Source organism: Pseudomonas sp. MOIL14HWK12:I1 (assembly GCF_000510705.1).
Taxonomy (GTDB): domain Bacteria; phylum Pseudomonadota; class Gammaproteobacteria; order Pseudomonadales; family Pseudomonadaceae; genus Chryseomonas; species Chryseomonas oryzihabitans.
The window spans coordinates 681,612-693,389 of the sequence record NZ_AZNY01000006.1; the positions used below are offsets into that span (position 1 = coordinate 681,612).

Consider the following 11,778-nt stretch of genomic DNA (forward strand, 5'->3'; position numbering starts at 1 on the left):
CTTACGGGTAACGGATCAGCGCATCATGCCGCTGCCGTAGCCCTTCAGGTTGGCTTTCTTCATCAGGGACTCGTATTGATGAGATACGAGATGGGATTGGACCTGGGACATGAAGTCCATGACCACTACCACCACGATCAGCAACGAGGTCCCGCCGAGATAGAACGGCACGTTCGCCGCGACCACCAGGAACTGGGGCAACAAGCACACCGCCGTCATGTACAGGGCACCGAACATGGTCAGTCGGGTCAGCACGCCATCGATATAGCGCGCGGACTGCTCACCAGGACGAATACCCGGGATGAACGCCCCGGATTTCTTCAGGTTCTCTGCCACGTCCTTGGGGTTGAACATCAGCGCCGTATAGAAGAAGCAGAAGAAGATGATCCCTGCACTAAACAGCAAGATGTTCAGCGGCTGACCGGGCGCGATGGCCTGAGCCACGTCCTGCAACCAACCGAGACCTTCGGACTGACCGAACCACGAACCGAGCGATGCCGGAAACAGCAGGATGCTGCTGGCGAAGATCGCCGGGATGACCCCGGCCATGTTCACCTTGAGCGGCAGATGGCTGTTCTGCGCAGCGAAGACCTTGCGACCCTGCTGACGCTTGGCGTAGTGCACGGCAATACGACGCTGCCCACGCTCGATGAACACCACGAAGGCGATGATGGCAACCGCCACCACACCGACCATGATCAGCGCGAAGATGTTGATATCGCCCTGCCGTGCCGACTCGAAGGACTGACCGATGGCGCGAGGCAAGCCCGCGACGATACCGGCGAAGATCAGCATCGAGATGCCGTTGCCGATACCGCGCTCGGTGATCTGCTCACCCAGCCACATCATGAACAGTGCGCCGGCGACAAAGGTGGTGACAGCTACGAAGTAGAAGCTGAAGCCCACACTGAACGCCACGCCCTGACTGGCAAGTCCAACCGACATCCCGGTGGCCTGAACGAGCGCCAGAACCAGTGTGCCGTAACGGGTGTACTGGCTGATCTTGCGACGACCAGACTCACCCTCTTTCTTCAATTGCTCCAGCTGTGGGCTGATCGCGGTAAGCAGCTGCATGATGATCGATGCCGAGATGTACGGCATGATCCCCAGTGCAAAGATGCTCATCCGCTCCAGCGCACCGCCAGAGAACATGTTGAAGAGGCTAAGAATGGTCCCCTCGTTCTGCCTGAACAGTGCGGCCAGCTGATCGGGATTGATACCCGGAACAGGGATGTGCGCACCGATCCTGTAGACGATGATCGCCAGGAACAGGAATCGGAGGCGGGTCCACAGCTCGGACATACCACCGGTCTTGCTGAGCGCAGAGAGAGCACCTTGCTTAGCCATTTATTCCTCGATCTTGCCGCCAGCTGCTTCGATGGCTGCACGTGCGCCCTTGGTGGCACCAATGCCCTTCAGGGTGACGGCACGAGTGACGTCGCCGGACAGCACAACCTTGACACGCTTGATGTCTCGGCTGATCACGTTGGCGTCTTTCAGCGCCTGCAGATCGACGACATCGACATCAACCTTGGCCAGCTCGGAGGTACGAACCTCGGCGCGGTCCAGGGCCTTCAGCGAAACGAAGCCGAACTTGGGCAGACGACGGTGCAGCGGCTGCTGGCCGCCCTCGAAGCCGGGGGCAACCTTGCCACCGGAGCGGGAGGTCAGACCCTTGTGGCCGCGGCCACCGGTTTTGCCCAGGCCGCTACCGATACCACGACCGGGACGCAGCTTCTCGCGGCGAGCGCCGGGAGCGGAACGCAGATCATTCAATTTCATGACTTAACCCTCCACACGCAGAAGGTAATAGGCCTTGTTGATCATGCCGCGATTCTCAGGGGTGTCCTGAACTTCGACGGTGTGACCAATGCGACGCAGGCCGAGACCCTTGACGCAAGCCTTGTGATTGGCCAGACGGCCATGGACGCTCTTGATCAGCGTGACCTTGACGGTTGCGTTAGCCATGATCAGAGAATCTCCTCGACGCTCTTGCCACGCTTGGCGGCAACAGCTTCCGGCGCCTGCATGTGCTTGAGACCTTCGAAGGTCGCGTACACCACGTTTACCGGGTTGGTGGAGCCGTAGCACTTGGCCAGGACGTTCTGCACACCGGCGACTTCCAGCACGGCGCGCATGGCACCGCCGGCGATGATGCCGGTACCGTCGGAAGCGGGCTGCATGTACACCTTGGAGGCGCCATGGGCGGCCTTGACCGGGTACTGCAGGGTGGTGCCGTTCAGATCCACCTGGATCATGTTGCGGCGAGCAGCTTCCATAGCCTTCTGGATGGCAGCAGGCACTTCACGCGCCTTGCCACGGCCGAAGCCAACGCGGCCTTTGCCATCGCCAACCACGGTCAGAGCGGTGAAGGCGAAGATACGGCCGCCTTTCACGGTTTTGGCTACGCGGTTAACTTGAACCAGCTTCTCGATGTAGCCTTCGTCGCGCTTTTGATCGTTATTTGCCATGACTTAGAACTCCAGCCCGCCTTCACGAGCAGCGTCGGCCAGCGCTTTGACGCGACCATGGTACTTGAAGCCAGAACGATCAAAGGCCACCTGGGTAACGCCAGCGGCCTTGGCACGCTCGGCGACCAGCAGACCAACTTTCTTGGCCGCCTCGACGTTGCTGGTAGCGCTTTCGCGCAGTTCTTTGTCCAGCGTAGAAGCGCTGGCCAGGACCTTGCTGCCGTCGGCCGCGATGACCTGGGCATAGATGTGCTGGGAAGAGCGGTACACGCACAGACGCACCACTTCCAGCTCGCGCATCTTCAGGCGAGCCTTGCGAGCGCGACGCAGTCGGGTTTCTTTCTTGACGGTCATTTGCTATGCCCTACTTTTTCTTGGCTTCTTTACGGTGGACGACTTCGTCGGCATACCGTACGCCCTTGCCCTTGTAAGGCTCCGGCGGACGGAAACCACGAATCTCAGCCGCAACCTGGCCGACCAGCTGCTTGTCGATACCCTTGATCAGGATTTCGGTCTGGTTGGGGGTTTCTGCGGTGATGCCTTGCGGCAGGTCGTAGTCCACGGGGTGAGAGAAGCCCAGAGCGAGGTTCAGCACCTGACCTTTGGCTTGGGCCTTGTAGCCCACACCGACCAGTTGCAGCTTGCGCTCGAAGCCCTGGCTGACGCCGACCACCATGTTGTTGACCAGGGCACGGGTAGTGCCGGCCATCGCACGGGTCTGCTGATCGCCATTGCGAGCAGCGAAACGCAGCTCACCGGACTCTTGAGTGACTTCAACGGACGGATGGACCTTCAGCTCCAGAGCGCCCTTGGCACCCTTGATCGAAAGGGCCTGACCGGCCAGATTAACTTCGACGCCTGCAGGCAGTCTTACAGGGTTTTTAGCAACGCGAGACATGCTGATTCCCCTTAGAAGACTGTGCAGAGCACTTCGCCGCCAACACCAGCAGCACGGGCTGCGCGATCAGTCATCACACCTTTGTTGGTGGAAACGATCGACACGCCCAGACCGCCACGCACTTTCGGCAGCTGGTCAACGGCTTTGTACTGGCGCAGACCGGGACGGCTGCTACGCTTCAGCTCTTCGATGACAGGCTTGCCTTCGAAGTACTTCAGCTCGATGGACAGCGACGGCTTGGATTCCGCGCTGACCTGAAAATCCGCGATGTAACCTTCGTCCTTGAGGACTTTGGCGACGGCAGCCTTCAGCTTGGAAGAAGGCATGCTCACAACGGCCTTTTCAGCCATCTGGGCATTACGGATACGAGTTAGCATGTCTGCTAACGGGTCCTGCATACTCATGGGCTATTAGCTCCTAATACAGAAATTGAGCCTACCGGCTCTCAAAATCACCCCTCGGCAATAGGCCGATTCGGGCGAGCCGAGCATTCTAGAGATCGGCCTGAAACGAATCAAGCCCCAAAAGGGGCTTGATTCAGTTACCGCGATGAAAGGCGCTAGCTGTTACCAGCTGGCCTTCACCAGGCCGGGCACGTCACCGCGCATTGCTGCTTCACGCAGCTTGATGCGGGACAGACCGAACTTGCGGTACACGCCATGCGGACGACCGGTCAGGCGGCAGCGGTTACGCATGCGGCTGGCGCTGGCGTCACGGGGCTGCTTCTGCAGGGCGACCTGGGCATTCCAACGCTCCTCGGGAGAGGCGTTGACGTTACCGATGGTCGCCTTCAGCTCGGCGCGCTTCTTGGCGTACTTGGCAACCGTTTGCTGACGCTTCAGCTCACGGTTAATCATGCTTTGCTTAGCCATTTGAAGACCTCAATCAGTTACGGAACGGGAAGTTGAACGCGCGCAGCAGCGCACGGCCTTCCTCGTCGGTACGAGCGGTGGTGGTCAGGGTGATGTCCATGCCACGCAGCGCATCGATCTTGTCGTAATCGATTTCCGGGAAAATGATCTGCTCTTTCACGCCCATGCTGTAGTTGCCACGACCATCGAAGGACTTGGCATTCAGGCCGCGGAAGTCACGCACGCGCGGCAGGGAGATGGACAGCAGACGATCCAGGAATTCATACATGCGATCGCTACGCAGGGTCACCTTGACGCCAATCGGCCAGCCTTCGCGGATCTTGAAGCCAGCAATGGAATTGCGGGCATAAGTCACGACCGGCTTTTGACCAGCGATCTTTTCCAGGTCAGCTACAGCGTTGTCGATGATCTTCTTGTCACCGACTGCTTCGCCCAGACCCATGTTCAAGGTGATCTTGGTGATGCGCGGAACTTCCATCACGTTACCCAGCTGAAGCTGCTCTTTCAGCTTGGGCGCGATTTCCTTCCGATAAATCTCTTTCAATCGAGCCATGGTGATCTACCTAGCAGCTTCAGGCCTGGACCGCTTTTTGGGTCGACTTGAAGATACGAATCTTCTTGCCGTCTTCGACTTTGAAACCAACGCGGTCAGCCTTGTTGGTCTCGGAGTTGAAAATGGCAACGTTGGAGACATGCAGAGGGGCTTCTTTCTCTACGATGCCACCCTGAACGCCCAGCATGGGGTTGGGCTTGGTGTGGCGCTTGACCAGGTTGACCCCGCCAACGACCAGACGGTCATCTGCGAGCACCTTCAGCACCTTGCCACGTTTGCCCTTGTCCTTGCCGGCAATGACGATTACCTCGTCGTCACGACGAATCTTTTGCATGTCGGCTACTCCTTACAGCACTTCGGGGGCAAGGGAGACGATCTTCATGAACTTCTCGGAGCGAAGTTCACGGGTCACCGGCCCAAAGATACGGGTGCCAATCGGCTCTTGCTTGTTGTTCAGCAGAACCGCGGCGTTGCCGTCGAAGCGGATGATGGAACCGTCGGTGCGGCGGACGCCGTGCTTGGTACGCACGACGACAGCAGTCATCACCTGACCTTTCTTCACCTTGCCGCGCGGAATTGCTTCCTTGACGGTGACTTTGATGATGTCGCCGATGCCGGCGTAGCGGCGGTGGGAACCGCCGAGCACCTTGATGCACATCACGCGACGAGCGCCGCTGTTGTCGGCGACGTCAAGCATGGATTGAGTCTGGATCATGGCTCTCTACCCTTATACCTGAACGGCGCGCTCGACGACGTCAACCAGGGTCCACGCCTTGGTCTTGGCCAGCGGGCGGGTTTCGCGAATGGTGACCAGGTCACCAATGCGGCACTGATTGGTTTCGTCGTGAGCGTGCAGCTTGGTGGAACGCTTCACGTATTTGCCGTAGATCGGGTGTTTTACGCGACGCTCGATCAGTACGGTCACGGTTTTGTCCATCTTGTCGCTGACCACTCGGCCGGTCAGCGTACGGACAGTTTTTTCAGCTTCAGCCATGATCACTTACCTGCTTGCTGGTTCAGCACAGTCTTGACGCGAGCGATGTCGCGCTTCACTTGCGAGAGCATGTGAGACTGACCCAACTGGCCAGTTGCCTTCTGCATACGCAGATTGAACTGGTCACGCAGCAGGTTGAGAAGCTGCTCGTTCAGCTCCTCTACGGATTTCTCACGCAAATCTTTCGCTTTCATCACATCACCGTCCGCTTAACAAAGGAGGTTTCGACGGGAAGCTTGGCAGCGGCCAGGGCGAATGCCTGACGAGCCAGATCCTCGGAAACACCCTCGATCTCGTACAGGACCTTGCCCGGCTGGATCTGGGCTACCCAGTACTCGACACTACCCTTACCTTTACCCATCCGCACTTCGAGAGGCTTCTTGGTGACAGGCTTGTCAGGGAAGACGCGGATCCAGATCTTGCCGCCACGCTTCACGTGACGGGTCAGCGCACGACGTGCGGATTCGATCTGGCGAGCGGTCAGACGGCCACGGCCGACAGCCTTCAGCGCGTACTCGCCGAAGCTGACCTTGCTACCGCGATGAGCCAGACCACGGTTGTGGCCGGTCATCTGCTTGCGGAATTTTGTACGCTTGGGTTGCAGCATGTTGCGTACTCCTTACTTAGCAGCAGCTTTTTTGCGCGGAGCCGGGGCGACGGGCTTGAGCTCTTCCTGGCGGCCACCAATGACCTCACCCTTGAAGATCCAGACCTTCACACCGATCACACCGTAGGTGGTGTGAGCTTCCGCAGTGGCGTAGTCGATATCGGCACGCAGGGTGTGCAGGGGCACACGACCTTCGCGATACCACTCGGTACGGGCGATTTCAGCACCGCCCAGACGACCGCTCACTTGAATCTTGATGCCCTTGGCACCAATGCGGATCGCGTTCTGCACGGCGCGCTTCATGGCGCGACGGAACATCACACGACGCTCAAGCTGCTGCGCAACGCTCTGCGCAACCAGGGCACCGTCGAGCTCCGGCTTGCGGATCTCTTCGATGTTGATGTGCACGGGCACACCCATTCTTGCGGTCAGGTCCTGACGCAGCTTCTCGACATCCTCACCTTTCTTGCCGATCACGATACCGGGACGGGCGGTGTGGATGGTGATGCGTGCGGTTTGAGCCGGGCGATGAATATCGATACGGCTTACGGACGCGCTTTTTAGTTTGTCCTGGAGGTACTCACGAACCTTCAGGTCGGCCAGCAGATAGTCCGCATAAGTGCGCTTATCCGCGTACCAGACCGAAGTGTGCTCCTTGACGATACCCAGGCGAATGCCATTGGGATGTACTTTCTGACCCATCTGATCGACTCCGTTACTTGTCCGCAACCTTGACCGTGATATGGCAAGACCGCTTCACGATGCGATCAGCACGACCTTTGGCACGCGGCATGATGCGCTTGAGCGAACGACCTTCGTTTACGAAGACGGTGGAGACCTTCAGGTCGTCCACGTCGGCGCCTTCATTGTGCTCGGCGTTGGCAACAGCCGACTCCAGCACCTTCTTCATGATTTCAGCGGCTTTCTTGCTGCTGAAAGTCAACAGGTTGAGCGCTTCGCCCACCTTCTTCCCGCGAATCTGGTCGGCGACCAAGCGGGCTTTCTGGGCGGAGATACGAGCGCCCGACAGCTTAGCGGCTACTTCCATCTTCCTTACCCCTTAACGCTTGGCTTTCTTGTCAGCCGCATGACCGCGATAGGTGCGGGTAGCAGCGAACTCGCCGAGTTTGTGGCCGACCATGTCTTCGTTCACCAGAACGGGGACATGTTGACGACCGTTGTGCACAGCGATGGTCAGGCCGACCATCTGCGGCAGGATCATCGAACGACGCGACCAGGTCTTGATCGGCTTGCGTTCGTTTTTTTCCACCGCGACTTCGATCTTCTTCAACAGGTGAAGATCGATAAAAGGACCTTTCTTCAGAGAACGGGGCACAGTCGAATCCTCTACTGATTACTTGCCGCGACGGACAATCATCTTGTCGGTACGCTTGTTGGAGCGCGTCTTGAGACCCTTGGTCTTGACGCCCCACGGCGAAACCGGATGACGGCCACCGGAAGTACGACCTTCACCACCACCGTGCGGGTGATCGACCGGGTTCATGGCAACACCACGAACAGTCGGACGCACGCCACGCCAGCGGGTGGCACCGGCCTTACCCAGCGAACGCAGGCTGTGCTCACCGTTGGACACTTCGCCCAGGGTGGCACGGCACTCGGACAGCACCTTGCGCATTTCACCGCTGCGCAGACGCACGGTGACGTAGGCGCCTTCGCGGGCGACCAGCTGAGCGGAGGTACCCGCGGAACGAGCGATCTGAGCGCCTTTGCCAGGCTTCAGCTCGATACCGTGGATGGTGCTACCGACCGGCACGTTACGCAGCGGCAGGTTGTTGCCGGCCTTGATGGGCGCGCCAGCGCCGGACAGCAGCTGGTCACCGGCAGCAACGCCCTTGGGGGCGATGATGTAGCGACGCTCGCCATCGGCGTACTTCAGCAGAGCGATGTGTGCAGTACGGTTCGGATCGTATTCGATACGCTCAACGACGGCAGGGATGCCATCCTTGTTGCGACGGAAATCGACCAGACGATAGTGCTGCTTGTGACCACCGCCGATGTGGCGAGTGGTGATACGACCATTGTTGTTACGGCCGCCGGACTTGCTCTTCTTCTCCAGCAAAGGAGCGTAGGGCGCGCCTTTGTGCAGATCAGAGTTGACCACCTTGACCACAAAGCGGCGGCCAGCGGAGGTCGGCTTGCATTTTACGATTGCCATGATGCCCCCTGATTACTCGGCGCTGCTGGAAAAGTCGAGATCCTGGCCCGGCTGGAGCGCGATGTACGCTTTTTTCCAGTCGTTACGCTTGCCCAGACCACGAGCGGTGCGCTTGGTCTTGCCCTGGACGTTCAGGGTGCTGACGCTGCGAACCTTGACCTCGAACAGCTGCTCGACGGCCTTCTTGATTTCCAGCTTGGTTGCATCGGTGGCAACCTTGAATACGAACTGCTTCTGGCTGTCCGCCAGCATGGTGGCCTTCTCGGAGATGTGCGGGCCAAGCAGCACTTTGAATACGCGTTCCTGGTTCATGCCAGCAGCTCCTCGAATTTCTTCACGGCGGACACAGTGACCAGCACCTTGTCGTAGGCGATCAGGCTGACCGGGTCGGAACCCTGGACATCACGCACGTCGACGAAAGGCAGGTTGCGGGCGGCCAGATACAGATTCTGGTCGACAGCGTCGGTCACGATCAGCACGTCGCTCAGGCCCAGGCCGTCCAGCTTGCTGACCAGGGTCTTGGTCTTGGGCGCGTCGACGGCGAAGTCGTCAACCACGACCAGACGATCCAGACGGACCAGCTCGGCGAGGATGGAGCGCAGTGCAGCGCGGTACATCTTCTTGTTCAGCTTCTGGCTGTGATCCTGGGGCTTGGCTGCGAAAGCCACGCCACCGGAACGCCAGATGGGGCTGCGGATGGTACCGGCACGGGCACGACCGCTGCCCTTCTGACGCCAGGGCTTCTTGCCGCCGCCGCTGACTTCGGAACGGGTCTTCTGGGCACGGGTGCCCTGACGACCGCCAGCCATGTAGGCAACGACTGCCTGGTGAACCAGGGTCTCGTTGAATTCACCGCCGAAGGTGTGCTCGGAGACTTCGATAGCTTGAGAGCCATTCACATTGAGTTGCATGTTCTCTCTCCTCTCAACCACGGGCCTTGACAGCGGGACGCACGATCACGTCACCACCCGGCGCGCCGGGGACGGCACCCTTGACCAGCAGCAGGTTGCGCTCGGCGTCTACACGCACGACTTCCAGCGACTGAACGGTTACACGCTCCGCACCCAGGTGACCGGACATTTTCTTGCCCTTGAACACTCGACCAGGAGTCTGGCACTGGCCGATGGAACCAGGTGCACGGTGGGAAACGGAGTTACCGTGGGTGTTGTCCTGACCACGGAAGTTCCAGCGCTTGATGGTACCGGCGTAGCCCTTACCTTTGGACTGACCAGTGACATCAACCATCTGACCGGCTTCGAACAGGGCTACGGTGACTTCGTCGCCAGCCTTGTACTCACCGTCTTCCAGGCGGAATTCGAGGACGCTACGACCAGCAGCAACGCTGGCCTTGGCGAAGTGACCGGCTTGCGCCTTGGTCACGCGGGAAGCACGACGCTCGCCCACGGTTACCTGAATGGCACGGTAGCCATCGGTTTCTTCGCTTTTGAATTGGGTTACGCGATTCGGCTCGATCTCAATGACCGTAACCGGAACGGAAACGCCTTCTTCGGTGAAAACGCGGGTCATACCGCATTTACGACCGACTAAACCAATCGTCATGTTGAGAACCTCTTGAGTGTACGGGGCTTTCACCCGCTATGGCCGCCCATTTCAGAGCGTTACACGACTGAAACCTTGACGGTCTCAGCCGAGGCTGATTTGCACTTCAACGCCAGCGGCGAGATCGAGCTTCATCAGCGCATCGACGGTCTTGTCGGTGGGCTGAACGATGTCGAGCACACGCTTGTGGGTACGAATTTCGTACTGGTCACGAGCGTCCTTGTTGACGTGCGGAGAAATCAGCACTGTGTAACGTTCCTTGCGGGTTGGCAGAGGAATCGGACCACGCACCTGAGCACCAGTACGTTTCGCGGTTTCCACGATTTCCTGGGTAGATTGATCGATCAGGCGATGATCAAAAGCCTTCAACCGAATACGGATTTGTTGATTTTGCATTTGACCTCAGACTCCAAGCTTTCCCCTCGGGCAAAAAGGTGCCCGATTAAAGGAGGCGCAATTCTAAGGATGTCGCTGACAGCTGTCAAGAACGCCTCTTTTGCCATCTGTCAATTTCATGAGGCAAGAAAAAAGGCCCCGAAGGGCCTTTTTTCGTTTCAGATCAATCGATTACTCGATGATCTTGGCAACCACGCCGGCGCCGACGGTACGACCGCCTTCACGGATGGCGAAACGCAGACCATCTTCCATCGCGATCGGAGCGATCAGGGTGACAACCATCTTGATGTTGTCGCCCGGCATCACCATCTCGACGCCTTCCGGCAGTTCGCAGTTACCGGTCACGTCGGTGGTGCGGAAGTAGAACTGCGGACGGTAGCCCTTGAAGAACGGGGTGTGACGACCACCTTCTTCCTTGGACAGCACGTACACTTCGCACTCGAACTTGGTGTGCGGCTTGATGGTGTTCGGCTTGGCCAGAACCTGGCCACGCTCCACGTCTTCACGCTTGGTGCCACGCAGCAGCACGCCGACGTTCTCGCCAGCACGGCCTTCGTCCAGCAGCTTGCGGAACATTTCAACGCCGGTGCAGGTGGTCTTGACGGTGGCCTTGATGCCCACGATCTCGACTTCTTCCTGGACCTTGACGATGCCACGCTCGACACGACCGGTTACCACGGTGCCGCGACCGGAGATCGAGAACACGTCTTCGATCGGCATCAGGAACGGCTTGTCGATGGCGCGCTCGGGCTCGGGGATGTAGGAGTCCAGGGTCTCGACCAGCTTGCGCACGGCGGAAACGCCCATCTCGTTGTCATCCTGACCGTTCAGAGCCATCAGCGCGGAGCCGATAACGATCGGAGTGTCGTCGCCCGGGAAGTCGTAGGTGTTCAGCAGATCGCGAACTTCCATTTCGACCAGTTCCAGCAGCTCGGCGTCGTCAACCATGTCGGCCTTGTTCAGGAACACGACGATGTAGGGAACACCTACCTGACGGGACAGCAGGATGTGCTCGCGGGTCTGCGGCATGGGGCCGTCAGCAGCCGAGCAAACCAGAATCGCGCCGTCCATCTGGGCAGCACCGGTGATCATGTTCTTCACGTAGTCGGCGTGGCCGGGGCAGTCGACGTGCGCGTAGTGACGGATCGCCGAGTCGTACTCAACGTGGGAGGTGTTGATGGTGATACCGCGAGCCTTTTCTTCCGGCGCGTTATCGATCTGGTCGAAACCACGAGCGGAACCGCCCCAGGT

The 11,778-nt window shown here is 59.0% G+C and carries 23 protein-coding genes; all 23 read right to left on the reverse strand.

Features of this window, described 5'->3' with window-relative positions:
* Positions 1-15: 15 nt before the first annotated feature.
* Positions 16-1,347, reverse strand: a complete 1,332-nt coding sequence (secY, locus tag PSEK12I1_RS0107175; protein WP_027599183.1) for a preprotein translocase subunit SecY — start codon at positions 1,345-1,347, stop codon at positions 16-18.
* Complete coding sequence (rplO, locus tag PSEK12I1_RS0107180) at positions 1,348-1,782, reverse strand: 50S ribosomal protein L15 (protein WP_007161232.1); 435 nt, start codon at positions 1,780-1,782, stop codon at positions 1,348-1,350.
* A gap of 3 nt (positions 1,783-1,785) precedes the next feature.
* Positions 1,786-1,968, reverse strand: coding sequence for a 50S ribosomal protein L30 (rpmD, locus tag PSEK12I1_RS0107185; protein ID WP_007161233.1), 183 nt, complete (start codon positions 1,966-1,968; stop codon positions 1,786-1,788).
* 2 nt (positions 1,969-1,970) lie between these two features.
* On the reverse strand, positions 1,971-2,471 hold the full coding sequence (gene rpsE, locus PSEK12I1_RS0107190) for a 30S ribosomal protein S5 (RefSeq protein ID WP_007161234.1): 501 nt from the start codon (positions 2,469-2,471) through the stop codon (positions 1,971-1,973).
* A 3-nt stretch (positions 2,472-2,474) separates the two neighbouring features.
* On the reverse strand, positions 2,475-2,825 hold the full coding sequence (gene rplR / locus PSEK12I1_RS0107195; RefSeq protein WP_007161235.1) for a 50S ribosomal protein L18: 351 nt from the start codon (positions 2,823-2,825) through the stop codon (positions 2,475-2,477).
* 10 nt (positions 2,826-2,835) lie between these two features.
* The gene (rplF, locus tag PSEK12I1_RS0107200) at positions 2,836-3,369 is read right to left on the reverse strand and encodes a 50S ribosomal protein L6 (RefSeq protein ID WP_017640286.1); all 534 of its coding nucleotides are present in this window, start codon (positions 3,367-3,369) and stop codon (positions 2,836-2,838) included.
* Between the two features lie 11 nt (positions 3,370-3,380).
* Positions 3,381-3,773 carry a 30S ribosomal protein S8 gene (gene rpsH, locus PSEK12I1_RS0107205; RefSeq protein ID WP_017640285.1) on the reverse strand — a complete coding sequence of 131 codons (393 nt, stop codon included), beginning with the start codon at positions 3,771-3,773 and terminating at the stop codon, positions 3,381-3,383.
* Between the two features lie 162 nt (positions 3,774-3,935).
* Complete coding sequence (gene rpsN / locus PSEK12I1_RS0107210; protein ID WP_007161238.1) at positions 3,936-4,241, reverse strand: 30S ribosomal protein S14; 306 nt, start codon at positions 4,239-4,241, stop codon at positions 3,936-3,938.
* A 13-nt stretch (positions 4,242-4,254) separates the two neighbouring features.
* Entirely contained in the window at positions 4,255-4,794 is a 540-nt protein-coding gene (gene rplE / locus PSEK12I1_RS0107215; RefSeq protein WP_007161239.1) for a 50S ribosomal protein L5, read from the reverse strand.
* Positions 4,795-4,813: 19 nt separating this feature from the next.
* On the reverse strand, positions 4,814-5,128 hold the full coding sequence (gene rplX, locus PSEK12I1_RS0107220) for a 50S ribosomal protein L24 (RefSeq protein WP_007161240.1): 315 nt from the start codon (positions 5,126-5,128) through the stop codon (positions 4,814-4,816).
* Positions 5,129-5,140: 12 nt separating this feature from the next.
* On the reverse strand, positions 5,141-5,509 hold the full coding sequence (gene rplN / locus PSEK12I1_RS0107225; RefSeq protein ID WP_007161241.1) for a 50S ribosomal protein L14: 369 nt from the start codon (positions 5,507-5,509) through the stop codon (positions 5,141-5,143).
* Between the two features lie 12 nt (positions 5,510-5,521).
* On the reverse strand, positions 5,522-5,788 hold the full coding sequence (gene rpsQ, locus PSEK12I1_RS0107230) for a 30S ribosomal protein S17 (protein ID WP_007161242.1): 267 nt from the start codon (positions 5,786-5,788) through the stop codon (positions 5,522-5,524).
* A 2-nt stretch (positions 5,789-5,790) separates the two neighbouring features.
* The gene (gene rpmC, locus PSEK12I1_RS0107235) at positions 5,791-5,982 is read right to left on the reverse strand and encodes a 50S ribosomal protein L29 (RefSeq protein WP_007161243.1); all 192 of its coding nucleotides are present in this window, start codon (positions 5,980-5,982) and stop codon (positions 5,791-5,793) included.
* Positions 5,982-6,395 carry a 50S ribosomal protein L16 gene (gene rplP / locus PSEK12I1_RS0107240; protein ID WP_007161244.1) on the reverse strand — a complete coding sequence of 138 codons (414 nt, stop codon included), beginning with the start codon at positions 6,393-6,395 and terminating at the stop codon, positions 5,982-5,984. The genes rpmC and rplP overlap by 1 nt, the downstream gene beginning before the upstream one ends.
* A gap of 12 nt (positions 6,396-6,407) precedes the next feature.
* The gene (gene rpsC / locus PSEK12I1_RS0107245; RefSeq protein ID WP_007161245.1) at positions 6,408-7,097 is read right to left on the reverse strand and encodes a 30S ribosomal protein S3; all 690 of its coding nucleotides are present in this window, start codon (positions 7,095-7,097) and stop codon (positions 6,408-6,410) included.
* A gap of 13 nt (positions 7,098-7,110) precedes the next feature.
* A complete protein-coding gene (gene rplV / locus PSEK12I1_RS0107250; protein WP_007161246.1) occupies positions 7,111-7,443 on the reverse strand; it encodes a 50S ribosomal protein L22 in 333 nt (110 codons plus the stop codon).
* 12 nt (positions 7,444-7,455) lie between these two features.
* The gene (gene rpsS / locus PSEK12I1_RS0107255) at positions 7,456-7,731 is read right to left on the reverse strand and encodes a 30S ribosomal protein S19 (RefSeq protein ID WP_007161247.1); all 276 of its coding nucleotides are present in this window, start codon (positions 7,729-7,731) and stop codon (positions 7,456-7,458) included.
* Between the two features lie 18 nt (positions 7,732-7,749).
* Positions 7,750-8,571, reverse strand: a complete 822-nt coding sequence (gene rplB, locus PSEK12I1_RS0107260) for a 50S ribosomal protein L2 (RefSeq protein ID WP_007161248.1) — start codon at positions 8,569-8,571, stop codon at positions 7,750-7,752.
* Positions 8,572-8,583: 12 nt separating this feature from the next.
* Entirely contained in the window at positions 8,584-8,883 is a 300-nt protein-coding gene (rplW, locus tag PSEK12I1_RS0107265; RefSeq protein ID WP_007161249.1) for a 50S ribosomal protein L23, read from the reverse strand.
* Positions 8,880-9,482 carry a 50S ribosomal protein L4 gene (gene rplD, locus PSEK12I1_RS0107270; protein ID WP_007161250.1) on the reverse strand — a complete coding sequence of 201 codons (603 nt, stop codon included), beginning with the start codon at positions 9,480-9,482 and terminating at the stop codon, positions 8,880-8,882. Before rplD ends, rplW begins: the two co-directional genes overlap by 4 nt.
* Positions 9,483-9,495: 13 nt before the next feature.
* A complete protein-coding gene (rplC, locus tag PSEK12I1_RS0107275) occupies positions 9,496-10,131 on the reverse strand; it encodes a 50S ribosomal protein L3 (protein ID WP_007161251.1) in 636 nt (211 codons plus the stop codon).
* A gap of 84 nt (positions 10,132-10,215) precedes the next feature.
* Positions 10,216-10,527, reverse strand: a complete 312-nt coding sequence (gene rpsJ / locus PSEK12I1_RS0107280) for a 30S ribosomal protein S10 (protein ID WP_003243886.1) — start codon at positions 10,525-10,527, stop codon at positions 10,216-10,218.
* Positions 10,528-10,698: 171 nt separating this feature from the next.
* Positions 10,699-11,778, reverse strand: a 1,080-nt coding sequence (gene tuf, locus PSEK12I1_RS0107285; protein WP_027601117.1) for an elongation factor Tu, incomplete at its 5' end; no start/stop codon positions are given.